The 25018-nt window shown below is 66.7% G+C and carries 23 protein-coding genes; 12 read left to right on the forward strand and 11 right to left on the reverse strand.

Annotation, left to right across the window (positions count from 1 at the left end; translation table 11 throughout):
- The first annotated feature begins 60 nt into the window (after positions 1–60).
- Positions 61–729: a phosphate signaling complex protein PhoU gene (phoU, locus tag AC5Y7D_RS12610; protein ID WP_499924310.1), complete on the forward strand. Its 669-nt coding sequence runs from the start codon at positions 61–63 to the stop codon at positions 727–729.
- A gap of 4 nt (positions 730–733) precedes the next feature.
- Here the strand turns inward: phoU and pstB are convergent, their stop codons facing one another.
- From pstB to AC5Y7D_RS12640, 6 genes are all read right to left on the reverse strand, one after another.
- Positions 734–1510 (reverse strand): phosphate ABC transporter ATP-binding protein PstB, encoded by a 777-nt coding sequence (gene pstB, locus AC5Y7D_RS12615; RefSeq protein WP_499924312.1) that lies wholly within the window; start codon positions 1508–1510, stop codon positions 734–736.
- A gap of 18 nt (positions 1511–1528) precedes the next feature.
- On the reverse strand, positions 1529–2443 hold the full coding sequence (pstA, locus tag AC5Y7D_RS12620) for a phosphate ABC transporter permease PstA (RefSeq protein ID WP_499924314.1): 915 nt from the start codon (positions 2441–2443) through the stop codon (positions 1529–1531).
- Positions 2440–3468 (reverse strand): phosphate ABC transporter permease subunit PstC, encoded by a 1029-nt coding sequence (pstC, locus tag AC5Y7D_RS12625; protein ID WP_499924316.1) that lies wholly within the window; start codon positions 3466–3468, stop codon positions 2440–2442. The genes pstA and pstC overlap by 4 nt, the downstream gene beginning before the upstream one ends.
- 76 nt (positions 3469–3544) lie before the next feature.
- Entirely contained in the window at positions 3545–4612 is a 1068-nt protein-coding gene (pstS, locus tag AC5Y7D_RS12630) for a phosphate ABC transporter substrate-binding protein PstS (RefSeq protein ID WP_499924318.1), read from the reverse strand.
- A gap of 181 nt (positions 4613–4793) precedes the next feature.
- Positions 4794–5711, reverse strand: a complete 918-nt coding sequence (gene mshD, locus AC5Y7D_RS12635; RefSeq protein WP_499924320.1) for a mycothiol synthase — start codon at positions 5709–5711, stop codon at positions 4794–4796.
- Positions 5708–6466: a winged helix-turn-helix transcriptional regulator gene (locus AC5Y7D_RS12640; RefSeq protein WP_499924321.1), complete on the reverse strand. Its 759-nt coding sequence runs from the start codon at positions 6464–6466 to the stop codon at positions 5708–5710. Before AC5Y7D_RS12640 ends, mshD begins: the two co-directional genes overlap by 4 nt.
- 305 nt (positions 6467–6771) lie before the next feature.
- Here AC5Y7D_RS12640 and lmeA point away from each other — a divergent pair, with 305 nt between their 5' ends.
- From lmeA to AC5Y7D_RS12670, 6 genes are all read left to right on the forward strand, one after another.
- Positions 6772–7578 (forward strand): mannan chain length control protein LmeA, encoded by an 807-nt coding sequence (gene lmeA, locus AC5Y7D_RS12645; RefSeq protein ID WP_499924323.1) that lies wholly within the window; start codon positions 6772–6774, stop codon positions 7576–7578.
- A 292-nt stretch (positions 7579–7870) separates the two neighbouring features.
- On the forward strand, positions 7871–8704 hold the full coding sequence (locus AC5Y7D_RS12650; protein ID WP_499924324.1) for a sulfurtransferase: 834 nt from the start codon (positions 7871–7873) through the stop codon (positions 8702–8704).
- A 1-nt stretch (position 8705) separates the two neighbouring features.
- Positions 8706–9008 carry a DUF1416 domain-containing protein gene (locus tag AC5Y7D_RS12655; protein ID WP_205874850.1) on the forward strand — a complete coding sequence of 101 codons (303 nt, stop codon included), beginning with the start codon at positions 8706–8708 and terminating at the stop codon, positions 9006–9008.
- Between the two features lie 137 nt (positions 9009–9145).
- A complete protein-coding gene (locus tag AC5Y7D_RS12660; RefSeq protein ID WP_499924326.1) occupies positions 9146–9799 on the forward strand; it encodes a heme-binding beta-barrel domain-containing protein in 654 nt (217 codons plus the stop codon).
- 125 nt (positions 9800–9924) lie between these two features.
- Positions 9925–12294 carry a hypothetical protein gene (locus tag AC5Y7D_RS12665; RefSeq protein WP_499924328.1) on the forward strand — a complete coding sequence of 790 codons (2370 nt, stop codon included), beginning with the start codon at positions 9925–9927 and terminating at the stop codon, positions 12292–12294.
- Between the two features lie 121 nt (positions 12295–12415).
- The gene (locus AC5Y7D_RS12670; protein WP_499924329.1) at positions 12416–13933 is read left to right on the forward strand and encodes a sensor domain-containing protein; all 1518 of its coding nucleotides are present in this window, start codon (positions 12416–12418) and stop codon (positions 13931–13933) included.
- A gap of 240 nt (positions 13934–14173) precedes the next feature.
- Here the strand turns inward: AC5Y7D_RS12670 and AC5Y7D_RS12675 are convergent, their stop codons facing one another.
- Positions 14174–15040 carry an aminodeoxychorismate lyase gene (locus tag AC5Y7D_RS12675; RefSeq protein WP_499924460.1) on the reverse strand — a complete coding sequence of 289 codons (867 nt, stop codon included), beginning with the start codon at positions 15038–15040 and terminating at the stop codon, positions 14174–14176.
- Positions 15041–15156: 116 nt separating this feature from the next.
- Between AC5Y7D_RS12675 and ygfZ the strand changes: the two genes are divergently transcribed.
- Together ygfZ and AC5Y7D_RS12685 are read left to right on the forward strand one after the other, a co-directional pair.
- On the forward strand, positions 15157–16251 hold the full coding sequence (ygfZ, locus tag AC5Y7D_RS12680) for a CAF17-like 4Fe-4S cluster assembly/insertion protein YgfZ (RefSeq protein ID WP_499924330.1): 1095 nt from the start codon (positions 15157–15159) through the stop codon (positions 16249–16251).
- Positions 16252–16402: 151 nt separating this feature from the next.
- The gene (locus AC5Y7D_RS12685; RefSeq protein WP_499924332.1) at positions 16403–16582 is read left to right on the forward strand and encodes a DUF3073 domain-containing protein; all 180 of its coding nucleotides are present in this window, start codon (positions 16403–16405) and stop codon (positions 16580–16582) included.
- A 38-nt stretch (positions 16583–16620) separates the two neighbouring features.
- Here AC5Y7D_RS12685 and purM read toward each other — a convergent pair whose 3' ends face one another.
- The 3 genes from purM to AC5Y7D_RS12700 form a co-directional block, all read right to left on the reverse strand.
- Positions 16621–17715, reverse strand: a complete 1095-nt coding sequence (purM, locus tag AC5Y7D_RS12690; protein WP_499924333.1) for a phosphoribosylformylglycinamidine cyclo-ligase — start codon at positions 17713–17715, stop codon at positions 16621–16623.
- 62 nt (positions 17716–17777) lie between these two features.
- On the reverse strand, positions 17778–19313 hold the full coding sequence (purF, locus tag AC5Y7D_RS12695) for an amidophosphoribosyltransferase (RefSeq protein ID WP_499924335.1): 1536 nt from the start codon (positions 19311–19313) through the stop codon (positions 17778–17780).
- A 135-nt stretch (positions 19314–19448) separates the two neighbouring features.
- Positions 19449–19841, reverse strand: coding sequence for a sterol carrier family protein (locus AC5Y7D_RS12700; RefSeq protein WP_499924337.1), 393 nt, complete (start codon positions 19839–19841; stop codon positions 19449–19451).
- A 19-nt stretch (positions 19842–19860) separates the two neighbouring features.
- On the opposite strand from AC5Y7D_RS12700, the gene AC5Y7D_RS12705 reads away from it, so the two are divergent.
- The 3 genes from AC5Y7D_RS12705 (at position 19861) to AC5Y7D_RS12715 (ending at position 24091) form a co-directional block, all read left to right on the forward strand.
- Positions 19861–21075, forward strand: a complete 1215-nt coding sequence (locus tag AC5Y7D_RS12705; RefSeq protein ID WP_499924338.1) for an MCE family protein — start codon at positions 19861–19863, stop codon at positions 21073–21075.
- Between the two features lie 2 nt (positions 21076–21077).
- On the forward strand, positions 21078–22334 hold the full coding sequence (locus AC5Y7D_RS12710) for a haloacid dehalogenase-like hydrolase (protein WP_499924339.1): 1257 nt from the start codon (positions 21078–21080) through the stop codon (positions 22332–22334).
- A 161-nt stretch (positions 22335–22495) separates the two neighbouring features.
- Positions 22496–24091 (forward strand): stealth family protein, encoded by a 1596-nt coding sequence (locus AC5Y7D_RS12715; RefSeq protein WP_499924340.1) that lies wholly within the window; start codon positions 22496–22498, stop codon positions 24089–24091.
- Here AC5Y7D_RS12715 and cpdA read toward each other — a convergent pair.
- A complete protein-coding gene (gene cpdA, locus AC5Y7D_RS12720) occupies positions 24036–24992 on the reverse strand; it encodes a 3',5'-cyclic adenosine monophosphate phosphodiesterase CpdA (protein ID WP_499924342.1) in 957 nt (318 codons plus the stop codon). The two genes, AC5Y7D_RS12715 and cpdA, sit on opposite strands and share 56 nt — an antisense overlap.
- Positions 24993–25018: the final 26 nt, after the last annotated feature.

Below are 25018 nucleotides of genomic sequence, written 5' to 3' on the forward strand. Positions count from 1 at the left end.
GCACACTCTTCGACGTGCCGCTGCATGCCTACGGCCATAGGCAGAACGTAGGCTCTAGACATGAGGACCGCCTATCATGAGCAGCTCGCGGAACTTTCCGAGCGACTCGGCGAGATGTGCGGGCTGGCCGGGATGGCGATGGAGCGGGCTACCCAGGCCCTGTTGCAGGCCGACTTAGTGCTGGCCGAGCAGGTCATCACCGACCACGAGAGGATATCGGCGCTCAGCGCCCAGGCGGAGGAGAGTGCCTTCGTGCTGCTGGCGTTGCAGGCGCCAGTCGCCGGTGACCTGAGGGCCATCGTCAGCGCGATCCAGATGGTGGCCGACATCGACCGGATGGGCGCGCTGGCTCTGCACGTCGCCAAGATCGCCCGCCGCCGGCACCCACAGCACGCGCTGCCCGAAGAGGTCAACGGCTACTTCGCCGAAATGGGCAGTATCGCAGTCGAATTGGGCAACAGCGCGCAAGAGGTGCTGTTGTCCCGGGACCCGGAGAAGGCCGCGCGGATCCGCGAAGAGGACGACGCGATGGACGACCTGCACCGGCATCTGTTCAGCGTGCTGATGGACCGGGAGTGGAAGCACGGGGTAGCCGCCGCCGTCGATGTGACGTTGCTGGGACGGTTCTACGAGCGCTTCGCCGACCACGCCGTGGAGGTGGCTCGCCGGGTCATCTTCCAGGCCACCGGCAGGTTCCCCGAGGACGAGCCGTCCCCGACCTCGCACTGAGCGATCAACCGAACCGACCCGAGATGTAGTCCTCGGTGGACTTCATGCTGGGGTTGGAGAAGATCTTTTCGGTGTCGTCTATCTCGACCAGACGCCCGGGCATGCCGACGGCCTCCAAGTTGAAGAACGCTGTCTGATCGCTGACGCGGGCGGCCTGCTGCATGTTGTGGGTGACGATCACGATGGTGTATTCCTGCTTCAATTCGCTGATCAGGTCCTCGATCGCCATTGTCGAGATGGGGTCCAGCGCCGAGCACGGCTCGTCCATCAACAGCACGTCGGGTTGCACCGCGATGGCGCGTGCGATGCACAACCGCTGCTGCTGCCCGCCGGAAAGACCGCCGCCGGGTTTGTCCATCCGGTCTTTGACCTCGTCCCACAGGTTGGCGCCGCGCAGTGAGTGCTCGGCAATCTCGTCGAGCACGTTGCGGTTGCGTATCCCCTGCAGCTTCAGGCCGGCCACCACGTTGTCGCGAATCGACATGGCCGGGAACGGATTCGGCCGCTGGAAAACCATGCCGATGGCCCGGCGCACGCCGACGGGGTCGATGCGGGTGCCGTAGATGTCCTCGTCGTCGAGCAGCACGCTGCCCTCTACCCGGCCGCCGGGGACCACCTCGTGCATCCGGTTCAGGGTGCGCAACACTGTGGTCTTGCCGCAGCCGGACGGGCCGATGAAAGCCGTCACGCTGCGCGGCAATACCGACAGGGTCACGTCGGCGACCGCGTGAAACGACCCGTAGTAGATGTTGACCTCTTTGAGGTCCAACCGTTTGGCCAACTGAAACAGCTCCTGCCTTCAAGTCTTCTTCGGGGCGAAGAACCTCGCGACCACCCTGGCCCCGACGTTGATCATGGCGATCAACAAGATCAGAGTCAGCGCGGCGCCCCACAGCCGATCCGTGGGCACCGGGTCGGCACCGGCGCCGGCGGTGGTCTGGTCATACATCATGCCGGGCAGCGACCCCATGAACCCACCGAATATGTCGAAGTTCATCGCACGTGCATAACCGACCAGGATGAGCAGGGGTGCCGTCTCTCCCAGCACCCGGGCCAGGGCCAGCAGGATTCCGGTGAGGACGCCGGGCAGTGCGGTAGGCAGCACCACCCTGGTGATGGTCTTCCATTTCGGTATACCGAGTGCGTAACTGGCCTCGCGAAGGTCCGCCGGCACGACCCGAAGCATCTCTTCGGTCGATCGGGCGATCACTGGGAGCATCATCAGGACCAGCGCCAACGACACCGCGAACTGGGAACGTGGAAGACCCAGCGCCACCACCCATACCGCGTAGATGAACAACGCAGCGATGATCGAGGGCACTCCAGCGAGGATATCGACGGTGAAGGTGACCAGCCTGGCGAGCGGGCCGCGGCCACCGTATTCCACCAGATAGATTCCCACCAGGACACCGATCGGGATCGAAAGTGCCGCGCAGACCAGCCCGAGCAGCAGCGTGCCGACGACGGCGTGATAGGCGCCGCCACCGGGAGTCAAGACGGTCGTGCCCGCCTGCGAGTGGGTCCACCACGCGCTCGAGGTCAGCGCTTTGCATCCGTTCACGACCACCGAGCACAGCAGCCAGACCAGCGGCGCCAGGGCGATCAGCATCGCCGTAGTCACCGAAACGGTGGCGACGGCGTTGGCGATGCGACGACGCGGTCCGCGTCCGGAGAGCGTCCGCCATTTCAGCGGACGGTCCAGCCTCGAGGTCATGACGCCGGCCTACCGGCGCGGGTGCCGGTCACCGCGGCGCGCGCCAGCGCGTTGACCACGAATGTGAGCAGGAAGAGCACCAGGCCCGCGGCGATGTACGCGCCCGCCTTGTACTGGCTGTCGAATTCGGGCGCGGCGGCGGCGATCTTGGTCGCGAAGGTGGAGCCCCCGTTGAACAGTGACCAGCCGAATGCCCCGTGCGTGCCGCGCAGGATGATCAGCAGCGCCACCGTTTCACCCAGGGCCTGCGCCAATCCCAGGATCGCCCCGCTGACGAATCCGGATCGGCCGAACGGCAACACCGTCGTCTTGACCACTTCCCACCTGGTGGCACCCAGGGCGAGGGCGGCCTCGATCTCTTCCTGTGGGGTATGCACGAAAACTTCCCGGGTGACCCCGGTGATGATCGGCAGGATCATCACCGCCAAGACGATTCCGGCCGTGAAAATGGTGCCGCCACCGGCCGCCGAGGCATTGCCGGTGGCGAACAGGAAGATGCTGCCCAGGTTGGCGTTCAGCCACGTAGCCACCGGCCGCAGCTGAGGTGCCAGCACGTACAGACCCCAGATGCCGTAAATGATCGAGGGCACCGCGGCCAACAGATCGACCGCATACGACAGTGGCGCGGCGAGCCGGCGCGGCGCGTACTGGGTGAGGTATATCGCCACGCCCAGCGCCACCGGCATCGCCAGAACCAGCGCGAACAATGACACGAAGAATGTCACCTGCAACTGCTCGAGGATGCCGAACCGCATCGCCGCGGGGTCGGTGGTCACCCAATTGCCGCGATAGGTGAAGAAGTTCTCCCGATTCCGGGACAGCGCCGGCACGGCGCGCCACAGCAGGAACACGCCGATCCCGGCGATGACGGCCACGATCGACAAACCGGCACCTTCCGAGAGCCGGCGGAAAATCCGGTCACCCAGCGGGGGTTTCCCGTATCCCCACGGGCTGGTGGGAGCCGTAGGCGGTGTGCGGAACGGTCCGGCGACGACTTCAGCCGAACCTGGGTTTGGCGTCGTCAATCTCGATCCCCGCCGATCCCCGGGCCGCGACTCGGCTGCGCCCCGGTCCTTCGCTCGTCATCGGTGTTTCGTGCGGTTACTGCAGTGCTGTGATCGCGGTGTTCAGCCGCTCTTTGACCTTATCCGGCAACGGGACGTACCCGCCGGAGGTGAGCGCGGTCTGGCCGTTGTTGACGGCCGTGGTGAGGAAGGCCTTGACCGCCGCGGCGGTATCCGGGTCGTAACCCACCGAGCACACGATTTCGTACGTGGCCAGCATCAGTGGATATGACGTGGGCTCTTGCATCGCGTACATCGAGCTCAGCTCCAGGACCAGATCGTTGCCGTCGGCCGCGAAAGTGACGGCGTTGACGGCGTTGCGGGCGGTCTGGTCGGTGAGCGCGACGACGCCGTTGCCGGTATCGATCTGGGCGAACGGCATTCGGGCACGATCTGCGAATCCCCGTTCGACGTACCCGATCGCTCCGGGCGTGGTTCGCACCGCCTCGACGACTCCGGCCGACCCCGTGCTGCCCTCGCCCACGCCGCCCTGGAATTCGGTACCTACGCCCCGGACCCAGCTCTGCGGAGCGGCGACGGTCAGGTACTTCTGGAAGTTGTCCGTCGTTCCCGACGAGTCCTTGCGGTAGATCGGCGCGATCTTTGTCCTCGGTAACGCCACGCCGGGATTCAGCTTCACCAGCAGCGGGTCGTCCCAGTCCCGGATGCCGCCGCTGAAGATCTTCGCCAGGGTGTCGGCGTCGACGGTTAATTTCGCGATGCCGGGCAGGTTGTAGACCAGCGCGATCGGCCCGAACACCAGCGGCAGGTCCCAGGCCGCGTTGCCCTTGCACCGCTGGGTCGCCGGGCCGATCTGAGCGGCGAACAGCGGCGAGTCCGATCCGGCGAAGTCGACGTGGCCGGCGATGAACTGTTCACGTCCCGCGCCCGACCCGGTCGCGTTGTAGGCCACCGCCTTGCCCGGACACAGCTGGCCCCACACCTGATTGAACAGTGCGATGGCGAGCTGCTGTGCGGTCGAACCCTCGGCGGTCAGCGAATTCTTGCCGCCACACGAGCCACCGCTGGCCGGTCCACGGCTTGTCGCGGCGCCGCGGTTGTCGTCACTGCCGCACGCCGTCAGCAGCGCCCCGCACAGCGTCATCGCAGCGGCAGTCCTTGCGACTATCGAGCCCAGTCTCACCGATCCCGCTTTCCTGCGCTCATCGACGGTCTCTGTTCCCCAGTGGAACGTCTCTATTCCCCAGAGGAACGTCTCTATTCCCCAGAGGAACATTGCCAGGTACGGCCGAAACTATGCTCACGCCGCCGGGCGGGTTGTCCGATCAATTGTCGGCCGGGCCCGACCCATACGCGGTGTCGACGCTGTAGACCGAGAACCCCGTATTTTCGTAGGTGCGCACCGCAGCCGTGTTGTCGGATTCCACGTAGAGCATCGCGGTGGGCTCGGGCAAATCGGCCAGCCGCTGCGCCAGCGACGCCAGACCGATCGAGGTCAGCAGCCGACCCAGTCCGCCGCCTTGCGCCGCGGGATCCACGCCCAGCACATAGACCTCGCCCAACCCGGCGGGATCGGGATGCACCTTGGTCCAGTGGAAGCCCAGCAGCCGGTCGTCGCGGTCGAGCGCCAGGAATAGGCCGGCGGGATCGAACCATGCCTCCCGGCGCCGCTCCTCGATCTCGCGTTCGGTCCAACCCCCCTGTTCCGGGTGATGCGAGAAGGCGGCGTTGTTCACCCGCAACAGTTCGGCGTCGTCGGACGGGCCCGCGTAGGTGCGGATCCGCACGGTGCGCAAGCGTTCCGGGTGAGCGGGTTGGGCGATGTCGCGTAGCGGCCGTCTCATCTGCAGCAGTTCCCGCACCGCAACCAGACCCAGCGCCGACGCAGTGGCCCGGGCCGGCTGCAGCGTGCCGTGCGCCCAGAACCGGGTCTGCCCGCCGGTCTTGGCCAGCGCCGCGCGGGCCAGCGCGGCGCCCACGCCATGACGGCGGGCCCGGGGGCGGACCACCACCTCCGACATCGACCCGTCGCCCGCCGGGGTGAGGTTCAGGTAACCCGTGATGCCGTCGCCGCCGGCGGGATCCTTGGCCACCAGATGCTCGGTGCGGTCCTGCGCCAGTTCCCGCAGCACCTGTTCGCCGACAGGTGCTACGCCGTCGGATTCTGTTGCCTCCGTAATGATTTCACGAATCTCGTGCTGCTCATCAGCGGTCAGCGCGCTGCGCCAGTGCGGCGCGGTCACTGACTGCGCAGCGGGTCGGGCAGCGGATCTTCGATCTCGGCCTCGGAGTCGTCGTCGCCGGATTCGGTCGCCTGGACCCGTCCGCGCGCCGGCCGAACCGCCTTGTACCCGACGTTGCGCACCGTGCCGATCAGCGCTTCGTGTTCAGGCCCGAGTTTCGCCCGCAGCCGACGGACGTGCACATCGACGGTCCGAGTGCCGCCGAAGAAGTCGTAGCCCCACACCTCGTGCAGCAGTTGCGCCCGGGTGAACACCCGGCCGGCGTGCTGGGCAAGGTACTTCAACAGCTCGAATTCCTTGTAGGTGAGGTCGAGTGGGCGGCCTCGCAGTCGCGCGGTGTACGTACCCTCGTCGATCACCAGTTCACCCAGACTCACCTTGCCGACGCTCTCCTGGTCGGCCAGGCCACCGCGGCGTCCCACCACCAGGCGCAGTCGCGCATCGATTTCGGCCGGACCCGTGCTCGGTAGCAGGATCTCGTCCAAGCCCCAGTCGGCGCTCACGGCCACCAGGCCGCCTTCGCTCACCACCGCCAGAACCGGCACCGACCGGCCGGCGGTGCTCAACAGCCGGCACAGACCGCGCGCCGCCGAAAGGTCGTTGCGGGCATCGACGAGCACGGCGTCGGCGCTACCCGCTTCCAACAACGAGGACGCCTCGGCCGGCGCCGTCCGCACGGTATGAGGCAGCAGGGACAACGAGGGTAGGACCGGGTCGGGATACAGCTCCGAGGTCAGCAGTAGTAGCTCCAACACGCCCCTCCAGCGTCGTGGGCAAGGCCTCCCAGACTCATCGCGACATATGCCGTTAGCGGCAAGATCATCTAACGATAACGTGCCACCTGGTGTTAAGCCTGGCAACGAGGCCTTCCGTGACGCAAGCACGGGCGGGCGGTCGATTAGCCGAAGCGTCTGCCGAAGGCGGCCCGACCCGGCACTCGGACCTGCGGACCTGGCACCTTCGCCAATCTCCGCACCGCCGGGCCGGACCGATCGGGCGCGTTGCTGCCGGGGCGACTGTGATCAAACCAACATGGCGCGGGCGATGTCACAATGTCCGCGTGCGTAAAGTCCTGGCCGCCGCCACCGCCACGGCGATCGCCGCCGGCGTCATCGCGCTCGCCGCTGTCGGCGTCGACTACGGCGTGAGCATCTACGCCGAATACCGGCTGTCGACCAACGTGCGGAAAGCGGCGAACCTGGGGACTGACCCCTTCGTGGCCATCCTTGCCTTTCCGTTCATCCCGCAGGCGATGGGCCACCGCTACAACGAACTGGAGATCAAGGCCGCGGCCGTCGACCATGCCGCCGTCGGCAAGGCCACCCTCGAGGCAACCATGCACTCGATCGGCCTGACCGACTCGTCCTGGCTGATCAGGCCGGAGGCCAAGCTCCCGATCGGCGAGCTGGAAAGCCGCATCATCATCGACTCGGTGCATCTGGGCCGATATATGGGCCTCGCCGACCTGATGGTGGAGGCGCCACCCCAGGAATCCAATGACGCCACCGGCGGCACCACCGAGTCCGGCATCTCCGGCAGTCGAGGCCTGGTATTCAGTGGCACTCCCCGGTCAGCCGCGTTCGAACACCGGGTCAGCATTTCGGTCGACCTGTCCATCGCCCCGGAAGACCCGGCAACTCTGCTCATCACCCCGACGGGCGTTCTGACCGGACCCGACACCGCCGACCAGGCGGTACCCGCCGACAAGCGCGACGCCGTGCTGCGGGCGTTCACCAGCCGGGTGCCCAACCAGAAGCTGCCGTTCGGGGTGGCGCCGAACACCGTCGGAGCCCGCGGCTCCGACGTCATCATCGAGGGCATCACCAGGGATGTCACCGTCACGCTCGAAGGTTTCAAGCAGTCGTGACGATCACGATCGCCAGCCTGCGGTCCGTGTGTCGGCCGCTGTTGGCTTGATCACTGTTTCATTGGGTAAGCTGACCGACGTGTCAACCCGCATCGAGCCTGTGCTCACCACGCGCCGCACAGTTCAGCTGTGCCGCATCGCGGGTTGTTGCTGTTGCTGTAGCTGCTGAGTCGCCGCGCCTTTCTGCGTAGGACTCGAAGCGGCCAGGGCCCCTACCGTGGCATGCCTTCCTTGCGCAACAGGCGTACCCAGCTCCCACGCTGTCATCAGAAGAAAATTGAAAGGATCCACCATGGCACGCTCCGACGTCCTGGTCTCCGCCGACTGGGCTGAGAGCAATCTGGATGCCGAAAATGTGGTTTTCGTCGAGGTAGACGAAGACACCAGCGCATACGACGGCGGGCACATCGCCGGCGCGATCAAGCTGGACTGGCGAGACGACCTGCAGGACCCGGTCAAGCGGGACTTCGTCGACGCTGAGCAGTTCTCCAAGCTGCTCTCCGACCGCGGCATCTCCAACGACGACACCGTGATCCTCTACGGCGGCAACAACAACTGGTTCGCGGCCTATGCGTACTGGTATTTCAAGCTGTACGGCCACGACAAGGTGAAGCTCCTCGACGGCGGCCGCAAGAAATGGGAACTCGATGGCCGGCCGCTGTCCAGCGAGGTCGTCAACCGTCCCGCCACCTCGTACAGCGCTGCCGCGCCGGACAACAGCATCCGCGCCTTCCGCGACGAGGTCATCGCCGCCATCGGCACCAAGAACCTGGTCGACGTGCGCTCACCCGACGAGTTCTCCGGCAGGATCCTCGCGCCCGCGCACCTGCCGCAGGAGCAGAGCCAGCGTCCCGGCCACGTCCCGACCGCGATCAATGTGCCGTGGAGCAAGTCCGCCAACGAGGACGGCACCTTCAAGTCCGACGAAGAGTTGGCCAAGCTCTACGCCGACGCGGGACTGGACGGAACGAAGGAAACCATCGCCTACTGCCGGATCGGGGAGCGTTCGTCGCACACCTGGTTCGTCTTGCAGGAATTGCTCGGACACAAAAACGTCAAGAACTACGACGGCAGTTGGACGGAATACGGCTCCCTGGTGGGCGCCCCGATCGAGTTGGGAAGCTGACATGTGCACTGCACCAAAGCAAGGACTGACGTTGCCGGCCAGCGTCGACCTGGAGAAGGAAACGGTGATCACCGGCCGCGTGGTAGACGGCGACGGGCAAGCCGTCGGTGGGGCGTTCGTCCGCCTGCTGGACTCTTCGGACGAGTTCACCGCGGAGGTCGTCGCGTCGGCCACCGGCGATTTCCGGTTCTTCGCCGCGCCGGGGTCATGGACGCTGCGGGCATTGTCGCGGGTCGGCAACGGCGACGCGGTGGTGGCTCCGTCGGGGGCCGGCATCCACGAGGTGGACATCAAGGTCGCCTGACCGCGACCCGCTACGGCCGACTCCTGGAATAGACTCGTTCCCGTGGTGCTGTTCTTCGAGATCATGCTGGTCTTGGCGACCGTGGTCATCTCCTGGTTCGCGCTGTATGCGCTGTATCGGCTGATCACCGACGAGTCGTGACGTCCGCCGAGGGCGCAGATTCCGCAGACGCCGCTGACGAATTGTCACAGGCGGCGGAGCGGGCGAAGCTGACCGCTGCCCGGAATATTCCCGCTTACGACGACCTGCCGGTGCCCGCCGATACCGCGAACCTGCGCGAAGGCGCCAACCTGCACGACGCCTTGCTGGCGCTGCTGCCCCTGGTCGGCGTGTGGCGCGGCGAAGGCGAGGGGCGTGCCCACGACGGCGACTACCGCTTCGGCCAGCAGATCGTGGTCTCGCACGACGGCGGTGACTACCTGAACTGGGAAGCCCGCTCGTGGCGCCTCGACGACGCGGGCGAGTACCACCAGCCGGCGTTGCGGGAAACGGGTTTCTGGCGGTTCGTCGCCGATCCGGACGACCCCAGTGAATCGCAGGCCATCGAGTTGCTGCTGGCGCACTCCGCCGGCTACGTCGAGCTCTTCTACGGCCGTCCGCGTAACCAGTCGTCGTGGGAGCTGGTCACCGATGCGCTGGCCCGCAGCCGCTCCGGCGTGCTGGTCGGCGGTGCCAAACGGCTCTACGGCATCGTCGAGGGCGGCGACCTCGCCTATGTCGAAGAGCGGGTGGACGCCGACGGTGGCCTGGTCCCGCACCTGTCCGCGCGACTGTCCCGTTTCGCCGGCTGACCGGCCCCGGCACAACGTAGCCCCTACCGCTATCTCGTTGTTGCCTTCGCGTGCACTTGCGCGTGTACTGTTCGCGTCCGAGCAGGCCCGGAAGAGGCCCCGAAAGGCCCGGCAAGGGAGGTTCCATGGGCCAGAAGAGAATCGCCCCGCGGCCGGTGCGCTGGGCGATGTCCATCATTGCGGTCCTGTTGATCGGTTATCTGGCCGCGGTAGCGTTCCAGCCCGCCATCCTCGACCTGCTGCCGTCCGGCGTGGCCTGGTTCGGCCGTCCGGGATCAATGGCGACGACCGCGATCGTGGTCGCTGTGCTGGTTGCCGTGTGCGTGATGACCTTCCGGTCCAACAGCAGCCACCGCCTGGTGGGCGTGTCGTTCACCGTGATCGCGGTGCTCATCAGCATGAGCGCGGTGCTCGGCCTCAGCTCGTACTGGAATTGCCATGACGCGAACCATCCCGCGGTTTTCACCCCGCTGATGCTGACCGCCCAGCTGATCAAGGGCAGCAGCAGCGACTACTCCCTGGGCGGGCACATCTGCCCCAGCCCGACACCCGTAGGCCTCGAATTGGCCCGGATGGCAGCGGTTTCGGCGATCTTCACCGGTTTGGGCGGGGTGGTGGTCGGCGTCTTCCGGTCCCAGGTCGACCGGCTGCGGGCCAACTTCGCCGACTCCGTCACCGCCATCGTGGGTGTCGACGACGACACCGAGTCGATGATCAGCGGAGTCGCGCGGACGTTGGACCGGCGCAGCACCCTGGTGGTCATCACCAGCGCCAACGACGACCGTGTCCAGCGGATCCGCAGGATGGGCGCCCGCGTCGTGCTGGTGGACTTCACCACGCCCGCCACGCTGGTTTCGCTGCGGTTGTGGCGCCACCTGGGTCGGCTCTACCTGATGGCACCCGACCCGGCGATCAATCTGTTGTGGCTGGACCTGATCAGCCGTCGGCTCTCCGAGGTCGCCAACAAGCGGCGCTTGCCGCTCATCGTGCGCATCGACGATCCCTGGCTGGCCGAGGCATGGCGTGCCCAGCAGTTCGGCGGATCCGACACCCGGTGGGCGGCCGACGTGGTCGGCAAGTACGAGGTGACCGCCAGCCGGCTCTTGGACGGAATCATCGCCACCGGCCGAACGAAGCGCGTATTTGTCTGCGGCACTTCGCAATTGACGTTGGCGCTGTGCGCGGACCTGACCCGGCGCGCGCTGGAGCGCGACTTCTACACCCCCCCGGGAGCGGCGCCGCTGCCGTCGCTGACCCTGGTGGAACGAGACGCCGCGGAGTACCTGAAGGACCACGAGTTCTACCGCCGGCAAGCAGGATTCGCCTCGGACGGACCGTCCATCGACGCGGTGTCGGAGGGGCCGACGATTCCCACGATTCTCCGGTTGATCGGTGAAACCGAACCCGCCACCAGCGCGGTGATTCTGGTCGACAGCCACACGGCGACCACCGGCACCAGGCTGGCCGCCCGCTTTCCGGAGATGCCGGTCTACACCTCGGACCTCAACACCAGCATCGCCGACGACTCGATCCAGGTGGTGGGCATGCTGCAGTCGTACTCCCTGGTGCTGGACAGCCGCGAAGGGCAGGTCCAGGACGCCTGGGAGCGGGCGGCTCGGCTGATCCACGAACGGTATGTCGCCACCATCGATCCCAGTTGGCCGCGAGGCCCCGCCTCGGTGCCGTGGGTCGAACTCGACGAGTTCTACCGTGGTTCGAACCGGCGTCAGGTGCGCAACGCGCTGTGGATGGTCGAACAGATCGCAGGCCACACCTGGAACACTTGGGGGAGCCCACCCGCGCAGCTGTCCGGACGCGACATGGCTGACTCGCCGCCGCTGGAACAACTCGCGCTACTGGGCTTCGACCAGTATTCGGCCCTGGCCATGGCGCGGGCAGAGCACGAGGACTGGTGCCGTTACTACCGCCGCAACGGCTGGAAATACGGCACACCCCGAGACGACGCCCGCAAGATCCACGACAAGCTGGTCGACTGGTCCGTCGTCGAGGGCAACCCCGACCTCCTCAACGCGGCGGTGCGCAGTCTGGCGGCCACTCTGTGGAGCTTGCGCCAACTCGGCTACCGGTCCCGCCCGCTGTGGCGGACCTTCACCCGGGTCGGCACCGTTTCCGCCGAACAACGCACCAGCCCGTGGACGTGGACGTCGGATTCGGGACACACGATGCACGCCGACGCCGGTGACTGGGAGGTGCGCGCCGACGGTAAGGCCTGGTCGGTGCGCGACGACATCTTTCGCACCACCTACGAGCCGGCCGGTGAGGGTACCTGGCGGCGGAAAGGCCGTGTCCAGGCCCGTCCCGCGCAGCCCGGCGAGTCGATCCTCACCCTGGAAGGCCCGACCAACGCAGCCGAGGGCGACTGGGTGGTGCGAGGCGCCGAGGGCGAGCAGTGGCCGGTTCCCGGCCACGAGTTCGCGCAGCGCTACGCCGAGTTCCAGCCCCCCGAGGAAGCACATGTCCCCGCCACCGACTGACGCCTGGCGGACGTCGATGGCGGTTTGCCACAGTCGATTGCTGCGACCACGGCCATGCGCTACCGTCGCATGACGGTTTCGCCGTATCAGCTTCCCATCTGCCTCAATTGAGGAGACTGCCGTGGCCCTATTCATCAGCTACTCGAGCCAAGACAGGACGTCGCTCGAAGCGCTGACGACCGCGTTGAAGCGTGCTCAGCAGAAGGTCTGGTTCGACCAGGAACTCGGCGGCGGTGACGCCTGGTGGAACGCCATCCTGGAGCAGATCCGCTCCTGTGACGTTTTCATCGTCGCACTGTCCAACAACTGGCTGCAGTCCAAGCCCAGCCAGGCCGAGCTGCGCTACGCGCAGGCCCTGAATCGCCCGATCCTGCCGGTCAAGGTGGGGCCGGTGGACAGCGTTCGGGTCAACCCAGTCTCCACGCTGCAGATCATCGACTACCAGAAACCGACCGTCGACGCCGGCATCCAGTTGGTCACCGCGATCCATGCGATGCGCGAGAAGGCGCCGCCGCTGCCCTCACCGTTGCCCGACGAGCCGCCGGTGCCGTTCGGCTACATCATGCGGCTGGGCAACACGTTGTCGGAGAAGGAGCTCACTCCCCAGCAGCAGCTGCAATTGCTGGTCGAGTTGCGGTCGGGACTCGACGAAGACGGCGACGACCCGAGCGCACGCAGCGACATCGCCCAGCTCCTGCGGATGCTGCGGATGCGGCACGACGTCACCTACCGGACCCGGACCGAGATCGACAACGTACTCGCCGAGATCGAGGCCAAAGACGGCGCGCCGGCCGGACCACCGGCCGCCACCGCCCCGGCCGGCCCGTCGGGCAGCGCACCCCAGACACCTGCCGCGAGTGCGCCCGCGGCTACGCCACCGGCCCGTCCCACCACGGGGCATGCCGCACCCGCCCCCAGCGCCGGTCAGCAGTCCAACAAGAAGCTGCTCATCATCGGTGGCGCCGCTCTGGCAGCCATTGTGGCCATCGTGTTGATCGTGGTGTTTGCCAGTAGCGGCGGCGGAAATACCCGGAAGCCCGCGGCGGCCAGGCCGAGCGGAGCGTCAAACGGGGTCGCCGCCCCGGCCGAGTCAGCGGCAATCCTGCTCGGTGCCGCCGACATCGGCAACGTGCTGGGCGACCCCAACATGAAGGAAAGTGCACACAGCGACCAACTACGAACCCCGCAGGGCACACTGTCCGATCCGGAGTGTCTGGCAGCGTTCGAACCATTCCAGGAATCGGTGTATCGGCCCCACGATCCCACCGGAATCCACACCCAGGTGGTCCAATCGCCCGGTGACGCGCACCGGGTGGTCGAAGCCGTCGCGAAGTTCCCGTCAGCGGAGAAGGCGCAGGCATTCGTGGAGTCATCGGCCGGGAAGTGGCGGGCGTGCGCCAACAAGACCGTCACCTTCGCCGGACCGACCAAGAGCACGGAGTGGACCTTCGGCGAGCTCAACGGCGCCGCACCGAAGATCACCATGACACGTGCGGAAACCGACAACAACGGTCGGACCTGCCAGCATGCGCTCAGCGCCACGGGCGACCTGGTCGTCGAGGTTCAGGCGTGCGGTAGCGACATCACCGACGGAGGCGCGCGGCTGGCCGAACAGATTGTGGCCAGGGCAACGAAGTAGCCAGCCCAGAAATGGAGCGGCCCCCGAGCGAAGCTCCGGTTGGACAGACCGGACGCTCGGGGGCCGGGTGGCTGCGGGAAATTCGCCAGCGCGCGTAGATCGCTGACTCTTCCGAGCCAATGCAGCTAGCGCGCAGCCACCTCACATGTCCATGAAGCTATCAATTTCGCGGACCACCTCCTTCCTTGTGTACAGCCGACGCTACCGCGACTCCAGCCCGCCGACAACACAATTAAGCGCTCAGCGATCGCTGACGATGGCGGCGTCGACCAGCTCGGCGAAGGTATCGGCGAACGGCACGCGGGGCAGCCAGCGGCCGTCCAGAGTGTGCACCCGCGCTGCCAGCGTCATGCTGGAAACCAGCCAGATGCCTTGCGCCGCGACAAGATCAGCCCTGCGCAGCGCGCGGTAGTCACAGTCGTAGCCGTTGCCGCGGGCAACCTCGAACAGCGCCTGCTGGGTGGTTCCCCGCAAGATCGGGAACCACGGCGGTGGGGTGAGCACGCACGGGCGGCCGTCGTCTCCGGCAACCGCGATGACCACCGTCGAGCGCGGGCCTTCCAGGATGTAACCGTCGGTACTGACGAAGATGACGTCACCCGCGCCTTGGCCGGCGGCGTGCCGCAGGGCGGCCATGTTGACGGCGTAGGAAAGGGTCTTGGCGCTGGCCAGCAGCCAGGGCATGGCGTCAAGCCCCTTGGCCGGCAAACCCCGGTCGAGGGTGATGGCCGCCAAGCCGTCACGGCGTACCGCGGTCACCCGGTCCGGGACGGGGTTGACCATCACATACGCGGTCGGTGCGGTGGGCGCGCTCTCCCGGCCGCGGCTGTAAATCAACCGCATCGCTGCCTCGTCGGCCGTGTCCGTCAGCCACCGCCGGGTCGCCAGCTCAATCGCCTCACGCCACCGCGGCAGGTCCGGTTCGGGCAGGTCCATCGATTTCGCCGAATGGGCCAGCCGTTGCAGGTGCGACTCGATCAGACATGCCCGGCCGTCGCGTAGCAGCAGCGTCTCGAAAACTCCGTCGCCGCGCACTGCCGCCAAGTCGTCGGCGTGCAGTAACGGCGTCCCCGATTCGAGGATTTCGCCGTCCAGAGTGACGACCACACCCGTCATGGGGAGTGAGCCTAATCGCCCCGGTCATCGCCGGGAGCGTGCGGCGGGTGTGGGCCGCCGTAGAGTTGACCTGTGTCCGGGGGGCTAAGCGATGAGGAGCGGCGCACATGAATCCAGTCCCCGCCCCCGATCCCGGCCCCGACGCCGGTGCGATCTGGCATTACGGCGATCCACTCGGCGAGCAGCGGGCCGGCCAGACCGATGCCATCGCTGTCGACCGCTCGCACCGTGCCGTGATCACCCTGACCGGGGGGGATCGTCAGTCCTGGCTGCACAGCATCTCTACCCAACACGTCAGCCGGCTCGCCGACGGCGCCGCCACGCAGAACCTGAGCCTCGACGGCCAGGGCCGGGTCGAGGATCACTGGCTGCAGACCGAACTGGGCGGCACCACCTATCTGGACACCGAGCCGTGGCGCGGCGACCCACTGCTGGATTACCTGCGCAAGATGGTTTTCTGGTCCGACGTCACTGCGCGCCCGGCGGACCTGGCGGTGCTGTCACTGCTCGGGCCGCAGCTGGGCGAGCCTTCGATACTGGCGGCACTCGGCATCGATGCGCTGCCTCCCGAATGGTCGGCGACCCCCCTGCCCGGCGGTGGGTTCGTGCGCCGGATGCCGAGCACCCCGGCGGGCCCCCCCGAGCTGGACCTAGTGGTGGCGCGTGACGCCGCGACCGACTGGCGGCGGCGTCTGACCCAGGCAGGTGTTCGTCCCGCCGGTGTGTGGGCCTACGAGGCACACCGGGTCTCCGCCCTGCGCCCACGGTTGGGCGTGGACACCGACGAGCGCACTATCCCGCACGAGGTGCGGTGGATCGGCGGCCCCGGCGAGGGCGCCGTGCACCTGGACAAGGGTTGCTACCGCGGCCAGGAGACGGTGGCACGAGTGCACAACCTGGGTAAACCGCCGCGGATGCTGGTGTTGTTGCACCTGGACGGCTCGGCGGACCTACCGTCGACCGGTGCCACGGTGTCCGCAGCCGGCCGCGCCGTCGGTCGGCTGGGCACGGTGGTCGAGCACGTGGACCTCGGGCCGGTCGCGCTGGCGCTGGTGAAGCGGGGTATCCCCGCTGACACGGAGTTGACGACCGGCACAAACGGCGAGGTCGCGGCGGTGATCGACGCCGAGTCGCTGCCGCCCGTGGATGGGACGGGCGCAGGCAGGCTGGCTGTCGATCGACTGCGCGGCGGCAGCCGATGACCGACTGTGACATCCGCCATGGGCGGCCGGGCAGGGCGCGGCCACCTTCGGCCGCGCGGCACGGTAAGCTGTCGGCAGGACAATAACGACACTAGAGATCGGAGCCGCCTACTTGTTAGGCCGCTCCGTTATTTCGCGAGGGGGTTCCCCCATGGGCCGCGGCCGGGCAAAGGCAAAGCAGACCAAGGTTGCTCGAGAACTGAAATACAGCTCCCCCCAGACCGACTTCACGCGGCTTCAGCGCGAGCTGTCAGGGACGAGCACGAGCACCGGTGAATCCGACCACGCCGATGGGGATTCGTGGGACGACGAGGACAACTGGCGCCGCTGAATCTGACCGAGCCCCGTGCCGTGCGGCACTGAAGCCGTTCAGAATCTGGGGTGCTGCCCGACGAGCGTGGCTCGCGGGCCTTCTTTTCCACCCTTACAAATCGTGCCCAGCACCCAGCAATTCAGGTGACGGGCGGTCAGAATGGCCAGCGCCCGGTCGGTGTCCTCGGGAGCGACGACAGCGATCATGCCCACGCCCATGTTGAACGTCTTCTCCATCTCAGGGCGGGCGACGCGACCACGCTGCGCGATCATGGCGAACACCGGCGCGGGGGTCCACGTGCCCCGATCCACCTCGGCGACCAGGCCGTGCGGGATGACGCGCTCCAGGTTGCCGGCCAGCCCTCCCCCGGTGACGTGGCAGAACGTGCGCACCTGGGTCTCGGCGGCCAGTGCGAGGCAGTCTTTGGCGTAGATCCGGGTGGGCTCGAGTAATTCTTCGCCCAGCGTGCGGCCGAACTCCTCGATGTAGCCGGCCAGGTTCATCCGGTCGATTTCCAGCAGCACGGTGCGGGCCAGCGAGTATCCGTTGGAGTGCAGACCCGAGGAACCCATGCCGATGATGACGTCGCCGGGTTTGACGCGGTCTGGCCCCAGGACGTCGTCCGCTTCGACCACGCCGACGCCGGTGGCCGAGATGTCATAGTGGTCCGGCTCCATCAAGCCGGGATGTTCGGCGGTCTCGCCTCCGAGCAGCGCGCAGCCGGCGCGCACGCAACCCTCCGCGATGCCGCTCACGATCGCAGCGACCCGTTCCGGAACCGTGCGGCCGACGGCGATGTAGTCCTGCAGGAATAATGGCTCGGCGCCGCACACGACGAGGTCGTCGACCACCATCGCGACCAGATCCAGGCCGACGGTGTCGTGCTTGTCCATCGCCTGGGCGACTGCCAGCTTGGTGCCCACACCGTCGGTAGAGGCGGCCAGCACCGGTTCGCGGTAATCGCCGCGCAGCGCGAACAATCCGGCGAAGCCACCGAGCCCACCACGCACCTCGGGACGGGTGGCCTTGGTCGCCAGCGGCTTGAACAGATCGACAGCGCGGTCACCGGCTGCTATGTCCACCCCGGCCGCAGCGTAGGTGATGCCCTGGTTGCCGGCGCCGCGTTTGGCGCCGTGATCGGGATCCGTCATCGCGATAAAGGCTACCGGGCGGCAGGCGCCGCCGGTAACACTTACCCTCAGCGGAGGTTCGGTCAGCGCCGGACGGGAACTTCCGGAGCGTCCCGCTTCGCCAGGTCGCCCAGGCCGGCGCCACGCGCGGCATTGGCCAGCATGTGCTCGATGACGTTCTTACCCAGCGCGCTCTCGCTGGGCAGCTCGATCGGGTATGTGCCGTCGAAGCACGCGGTGCACAGCCGGGACGCGGGTTGCTCGGTCGCCGCGACCAGACCGCGCAGTGAGATGTAGCCGAGGGTGTCTGCATTGATCGCGTGCCGCACCGCCTCGAGCATCTCCCCTTCGTCCTCGACGGCGTTGGCGATCAACTCCGCCGGCGAGGGGAAGTCGATGCCGTAGAAGCAAGGCCATTTCACCGGCGGCGAGGCGATCCGCACGTGTACCTCGACCGCTCCGGCTTCCCGCAGCATGCGCACCAGCGCGCGCTGCGTGTTTCCGCGCACGATCGAGTCGTCCACGACGATGAGTCGCTTTCCGCGGATCACCTCTTTGAGCGGGTTCAGCTTGAGCCGGATGCCGAGCTGGCGAATCGTCTGCGACGGCTGGATGAAGGTGCGCCCGACGTAGGCGTTCTTCATCAGCCCCTGCCCGTAGGGAATGCCGGATTCCTGCGCGTAACCCACCGCGGCCGGAGTACCGGACTCGGGCACGCCGATGACCAGGTCCGCGTCGACGGCGCACTCCCGGGCCAGTTGGCGGCCGATGTCCAGCCGGGCACCGTGAATGGACCGGCCGCCGATGGTGCTGTCGGGTCGGGCCAGGTAAACGTATTCGAAGATGCAGCCCTTCGGCGTGGGGTTGGCGAATCGGGTGGACCGCACGCCGTCGGCGTCGATGGCAAGCAGTTCACCCGGTTCGATATCCCGGACGAACGAAGCGCCGACGATGTCGAGGGCGGCGGTCTCGGAGGCCACCACCCAGCCGCGATCCAGCCGTCCGAGCGACAGCGGCCGCACGCCGTGCGGGTCGCGGCAGGCGTACAGAGTGTTCTCGTCCATGAACGTCAGGCAGAACGCGCCACGCACGGTGGGCAGCAATTCCAGCGCGGCCTGCTCCAGGCTGGCGTCGGCCGCTCCGTGTGCCAACAGGGCGCCGAGGATGTCGGAGTCCGTGGTCGCGGGAGCCGGTGCCCGTTTGGCGATCAAACCCTCGTCTCGGGCGCGCGCTGCCAGTTCGGCGGCGTTGACCAAATTTCCGTTGTGGCCCAGGGCCACTCCGGTGCCCGCCGCGGTGTTACGGAAAACGGGCTGGGCGTTCTCCCAGGTGGTGTCGCCGGATGTGGAGTAGCGGCAGTGCCCGATGGCGACGTGGCCTTCCATGGCCGCCAGGGTCTGCTCGTCGAAAACCTGACTCACCAGGCCGAGGTCCTTGAAGACCAGCACCTGGGATCCGTCGGCCACGGCGATGCCCGCGGCTTCTTGGCCGCGATGCTGTAGCGCGTAGAGGCCGTAGTAGGTGAGCTTGGCGACATCTTCACCCGGGGCCCAGACCCCGAATACACCACACTCTTCACGAGGCGAACTGAAGTCTTGCTCGGGCTGCTGCGCGGTCACGGTTTGGCGGCTCCCTAGGGCGCGGTTGGTGACATCACGGAGTCTACGGGCACCGCGGCCCGGCGACGCAACCAAAGCGGCGTGTTGCGCCCGCCAAGAACGCCGTGTCGCCGGTTACGCGCAGATCAGAGCAGGTCACGAGGCTAAACCGAGCAGAGGTAACCAGTGTTGAATGTCACAGGCCCGTGCGCCGGAAAGGGCCAGCGCGCCACTTGCCGCCGCCTCGTCGAACCCCAACAGCCCCGTTGCCACCAGCAGCCACGTGCGCGGGTCGGTTTCCACCACGTTCGGCGGCGTTCCCCGGGTATGCCGAGGACCGGACATGCACTGCACGGCCACGAATGGCGGTATTCGCACCTCGACGCTGGCACCGGGCGCTACGTCGGCCAAGGTACGCGCCGTGAGCCGGACGGCGCTCGCGAGATCGGCCCGTTCCGGCGCGGGGCGGCTTTCGTCACGCAGCCAGTCGGCCATCGCCGACACAACCTGCCGTGTCTTTGCCGGATCGGCTTTCTGACGGGCGGCCATACCTTAGGGTCTCAGAATCATGGAGCGTCGTCGTTCGGGCGCGCGGCCACCCTACCGAACCATCGGCTTTATCACGCTGGTGGCGCTGACGCTCGTGCTGGGCGCGCTGTACTGGCAGTTCCGCGGGAACTTCACCGCCAAGACGAAGTTGATGATGGTTGCGCCGCGGGCCGGCCTGGTGATGGACCGGGGTGCGAAGGTCACTTACAACGGCGTACAGATCGGTCGAGTTGCCAGCATCTCCGAGATCGACCGCGACGGCGTCCCGGCAGCCCAGTTCGTCCTGGACATCTTTCCGAAGTACATCCCTCAGATTCCGGCAAATGTGGCCGCCGAGATCAAGGCGACCACCGTGTTCGGCAACAAATATGTCTCCCTCAGCTCACCGAAAGAGCCTGTGCCCCAACACATCACGCCTACTGTCCTGATCGATGCAACGAAGGTGACCACCGAATTCAACACACTGTTCCAGACGCTGACGGCGATCGCGGAGAAGGTCGACCCGATCAAGCTGAACCTGACACTGAGCGCGGCCGGTCTGGCACTGGCCGGTCTGGGTGACAAGTTCGGCGCCTCGCTGACCAACGGCAACGCAATCCTCGACGATCTGAACCCGCAGCTTCCTGCGGCGCGCCGCGACGTGCAGCGCCTGGCGGCACTGGGTGACGTCTACGCCGACGCCGCACCGGATCTACTCGCGGCTCTCGACCAGGCGGCGACGACGGCACGCACCGTCAGTGGGCAGCGCAACGAGCTGGATGCGGCGTTGCTGGCGGCCGCCGGATTCGCCGACACCGCGTCGCCGGTATTCGAGCGGGGCGGACCGTATCTGGCGCGGGGGGCCGCCGACCTGACGCCCACCGCCGAGCTGCTCGACGAGTACAGCCCCGAAATCATGTGCACGATACGCAACTACGACGAAGTCGCGCCTCGGATCCGAAACGCACTCGGCTTCAACGGTTATGCGCTCGGGGCGACGTCGTCGGGTGCGATCTCGGGTGCACCCAATCCGTACACCTGGCCGGAGAACCTGCCCAGGACCAACGCCCGCGGCGGGCCGGGCGGGAAACCGGGCTGCTGGCAGAAGATCACCCGCGACCTGTGGCCCGCCCCGTATCTGGTGATGGACGTGGGCGCCAACCTGGCGCCGTACAACCATTTCGACCTGGGTTCACCGGTGATCATCGATTACGTCTGGGGCCGGGTCATCGGCGACAACACCATCAACCCCTGATCATGACATCACTGCTGCGCGCGCTTGCCGCTGTCAACGCCGCCCTGCTGGTGCTCACCGGCTGTCACGACACCGGCGCCGGCGGACATGGTCAATGCCGGACACTGGCCGCCGACCCCAGCTGGTATGGCGACAACCGCGACCGGATCAACGCGATGATCAGCGAGCTGGGTAGCTGCGGGAAGACCGCCCCGGTCGGCCGCCAAGCACCGTTGGCGTTGTTTGACTGGGACAACACCATGACCCGAAACGACATCGGCAACGCGACGTTCTACTGGGTGGTGCGCAACGCCAAGGTGCGTCAACCGCCAGGCGGAGACTGGACCACCACGAGCCCCTACCTCACCCCCGTGGCCGCAGCGTCCCTCGCCGCCGCCTGCCGGGGCCTCGCGCCTCCCGGCGACCCGCTGCCGACCGGTGCCGGCCAAGGTACCGACTGCGCCGACGAGTTGGTGACTGTCTACTCGAACGGCCGAACCCGCTCGGGGGAAACAGCATTCGAGGGCTACGACCATCGGCGCTTGAAGCCGGTGGACGCGTGGGTGCTGCAGGTGCTCGCCGGCTGGACCGATGCGGACATCACCGGATTCGCCGCCGCCGCCAGGCAGGAAAATCTGGACGCGCTCCAGGGCACCGAGCAGACCGTCGGCAGTACCCGGCAAACCGCCTGGGTGCGTTATTACCAGCAGATGCGCGATCTCGTGGGCACGTTGCAGGCCAACGGGTTCGACGTGCGCGTCATCTCCGCCTCACCCGAGCTTGTGGTGCGGGTCTGGGCGGCAGATGTCGGCATTCCCGCCGACCGGGTGATGGGCGTGCTCACCGAACACGACGGCGCCCTGGTCACTCCACGTCTGGCATCCTGCGGCGGGGAACCTTCGATGCCGTTCAACGAAGGCAAACGATGCCGCGTCAATCAGCAGGTGCTGGGCATCTCGGGTCCGGCGGCATTTGCGCCGGCTCCCGAATCCCGCCGACAGGTGTTCGCCGCCGGCGACTCTGACGGCGACGCCACCTTCCTCTCCGATGCGACCGGTCTGCGACTCGTCTTGAATCGTCATCAGATTGAGCTGATGTGCCGGGCCTACTCCGACTCCGACGGCCGCTGGCTGGTCAACCCGACCTTCATCGATCCGCTGCCGCAGAGCCCACCGTACTCGTGCGCCACTCAGGGGTTCGACCAATCCGACGGCGGTCAGGGTCCACTGCACGGACCCGACGGCGCCGTCGTCCCCGACCAGCAGGACCGGGTACACTAACCGCGCGGCCGCAATAACGCCGAGATGAACTCACCTTTACGGCCACGTGTCGAGCTGCGGTCTAATCTTCTGTGTTGCAACAATTGTCACCCCGCCGCGCCGTTCGGCCAGAAGTGTGAGATTCTCCCGTTAACCAATGTGCGACTTAAGGCGGTGTTCCGATGCCAACAAGCTTCCCGTACGACGGCGGTCGGTCCGCTGGGCGCTCGTTGAACCCTCTGGTGGTCACCCGCCGAGGCAGGATAGCCCGTTTAGAAAGCGGTCTGACCCCGCATGAGGCACAGATTGAAGATTTGATCTTCCTGCGAAAGACGCTGAATCGGGCCGACATTCCGTACCTGCTGGTTCGCAACCACAAAGACCGGCCGGTTCTGGCCGTCGACATCCAGTTGCGCAGCGCTGTCGAAAAAGCCTTGGCAGCGGCGTGCGTCACCGAACCGATGTATGCCAAAACGCTTGATGGACGATCACTTCCACCGTTACTGTTGGCGCATGGCCGGCTTTCGGCAGCAGCGGATCCGCGTACCCTGCGGCTGTACCGCCGCCGTATCGCTCCGGGCGGGTTCCGCTACGGTCCGGGTTTCGGCGTCGACCTGCAATTCTGGGTGTTCGACGAATCGGTGATCCGATGCCCGGTCGAAAACTCGCTGACCCGCACCGTGCTGCCCCGGGCCGAGGTGACTCCGGCGACCGTCAAGCTCTACGGCTACAAGTGGCCGACTTTGGAGGGTATGTTCGCGCCGCACGTCAGCGACGTGACCTTTGACGTTGACATGGTGTTTTCGTGGGTCGACGGCAGTGACCCGGCGTTCCGCGCTCGCCGGGCCGCGCAGCTATCCGAGCACATCGTCGGCGAGGGTGACGACGCGGAGGCGCGTATCCGCCAGATCGACGAGTTGAAGTACGCGCTGCGTTCGGTGAACATGTTTGCGCCGTGGATCCGCCGTATTTTCATCGCGACCGACTCGACACCACCGCCGTGGTTGGCAGACCATCCGATGATCACGATTGTGCCTGCCGTGGAGCACTTTTCGGATCCCTCCGCGTTGCCGACATACAACTCACACGCGGTAGAGAGCCAACTGCACCACATCGCCGATCTGAGTGAGCATTTCCTGTACTCCAACGACGACATGTTCTTCGGCCGACCGCTGAAGGCCAGCATGTTCTTCTCACCCGGTGGAGTAAGCAAGTTCGTGGAAGCGAAGACCCGGATCGGGTTGGGAAGCAACGATCTCACCCGCAGCGGCTTCGAAAATGCGGCGCGAGTGAACCGGCAACTGCTCTTCGAGCGGTTCGGACAGCTCACCACCCGCCACCTCGAACACACCGCGGTTCCACTGCGAAAAAGCATCCTGCGGGAGATGGAGCGAGAGTTCCCGGACGACTTCGCTCGCACCCAGGCCAGCGCTTTCCGCTCCTGCACCGACATCTCGGTGACCAATTCGTTCTATCACTACTACGCGTTGCTCACCGGTCGCGCGGTACAGCAAGAGAACGCCAGAGTGCTCTATGTGAACACCACGACCCGAGCCGGGCTGGATTTGCTGCCCGAATTACGCAGGCGTCGCCGGTGCCACTTCTTCTGCCTCAACGACAGTAGTTTTCCCGAGGTCGCTGCGGCCGAACGCGCCGAATTGGTGATCAGCTTCTTGGAACGGTATTTCCCGATCCCCGCGCCGTGGGAAAACGTCGGTGACGTCAGTCAGCCGGATTTCGCGGTGCCGTCGAGGTCAGCGCCATCGGAGGGTGCGTGAAAAGCGAGTCGCGACGGGAAGGCTCGATGAAGATGCCGGCTTCGGCGATGTTGCGTTGCGCCTGACCCGGAGTGACGAACGTGCCGACGGTGTTTCCGCCGCCAAGCGGGATGACGGAGTGCACAACGGTTTCCGGGTAGATGTGCACCAGGTTGCAGGCTTGGGCGCCGTCCCTGCCGCGGGTTCCGCCGACGGCAACCGTGAGGTCCTGCGTGTAGCACGTTGCCGAAGCGACCGACACCGGGATTCCGACGAAGGTGGCATTCGTCGAATAATGCAGGTGTCCGGCCAAGATGGACCGAACATCGCTGCCGCGCAGCACTCGGCCAAGCGGTGCCTGGTCACGCAGCTCCACCGTGACCGCCATGTCCAGCACGCTGGGAATCGGCGGGTGGTGCAGGGCCAGGATTGTTCCATCCGGCGCCGGCGTTGCCAATTGCTCAGCAAGCCAATCTAATTGGGATGCCCGGAGCTCGCCGTGGTGGTGTCCCGGCACCGAGGTGTCCAGTGTGACGATGCGCAGCCCGTCGATCATGCGGACGTGATCGAGCGGAGCCATGGACGGCACCTCGTCCATCAGCAGGCGACGCAGTTCGGCCCGGTCGTCGTGGTTGCCCATCACCCAGACGAGTTCGGCACCGAGGCAGGCGGCGAACGGCTCGACCAGGTGGCGAAGCTTGCGGTACGCGGCGGGCTCGCCCCGGTCGGCGAGGTCTCCGGTGAAGACGATGGCATCGGGGCGCACCCCGGAGTGGTCCAACTGCCCGAGAAGTTCACCCAGCCGAGCGTCGGCATCGACGTCGCCGTACAGCGGACCGTCGCCGCCGATCAGGTGTGTGTCGCTGATGTGCAGTAGAACGTAATCCGGCCGCGGGTGCTCCGCGGCCCTGAGTCTGTGCACCGGCGGTGCCGCCCTCTCTAGCTGGG

The sequence above is a fragment of the Mycobacterium sp. NGS49 genome, assembly GCF_059812565.1.

Bases quoted from the DNA above. Each gene is read 5' to 3' on its own strand.
- phoU (WP_499924310.1), top strand. From the start codon at position 61: ATGAGGACCGCCTATCATGAGCAGCTCGCGGAACTTTCCGAGCGACTC.
- pstA (WP_499924314.1), bottom strand. From the start codon at position 2,443: ATGACCTCGAGGCTGGACCGTCCGCTGAAATGGCGGACGCTCTCCGGA.
- pstS (WP_499924318.1), bottom strand. From the start codon at position 4,612: ATGACGCTGTGCGGGGCGCTGCTGACGGCGTGCGGCAGTGACGACAAC.
- AC5Y7D_RS12650 (WP_499924324.1), top strand. From the start codon at position 7,871: ATGGCACGCTCCGACGTCCTGGTCTCCGCCGACTGGGCTGAGAGCAAT.
- AC5Y7D_RS12655 (WP_205874850.1), top strand. From the start codon at position 8,706: ATGTGCACTGCACCAAAGCAAGGACTGACGTTGCCGGCCAGCGTCGAC.
- AC5Y7D_RS12665 (WP_499924328.1), top strand. From the start codon at position 9,925: ATGGGCCAGAAGAGAATCGCCCCGCGGCCGGTGCGCTGGGCGATGTCC.
- ygfZ (WP_499924330.1), top strand. From the start codon at position 15,157: ATGAATCCAGTCCCCGCCCCCGATCCCGGCCCCGACGCCGGTGCGATC.
- AC5Y7D_RS12685 (WP_499924332.1), top strand. From the start codon at position 16,403: ATGGGCCGCGGCCGGGCAAAGGCAAAGCAGACCAAGGTTGCTCGAGAA.
- purM (WP_499924333.1), bottom strand. From the start codon at position 17,715: ATGACGGATCCCGATCACGGCGCCAAACGCGGCGCCGGCAACCAGGGC.
- AC5Y7D_RS12700 (WP_499924337.1), bottom strand. From the start codon at position 19,841: ATGGCCGCCCGTCAGAAAGCCGATCCGGCAAAGACACGGCAGGTTGTG.
- AC5Y7D_RS12705 (WP_499924338.1), top strand. From the start codon at position 19,861: ATGGAGCGTCGTCGTTCGGGCGCGCGGCCACCCTACCGAACCATCGGC.
- AC5Y7D_RS12710 (WP_499924339.1), top strand. From the start codon at position 21,078: ATGACATCACTGCTGCGCGCGCTTGCCGCTGTCAACGCCGCCCTGCTG.
- AC5Y7D_RS12715 (WP_499924340.1), top strand. From the start codon at position 22,496: ATGCCAACAAGCTTCCCGTACGACGGCGGTCGGTCCGCTGGGCGCTCG.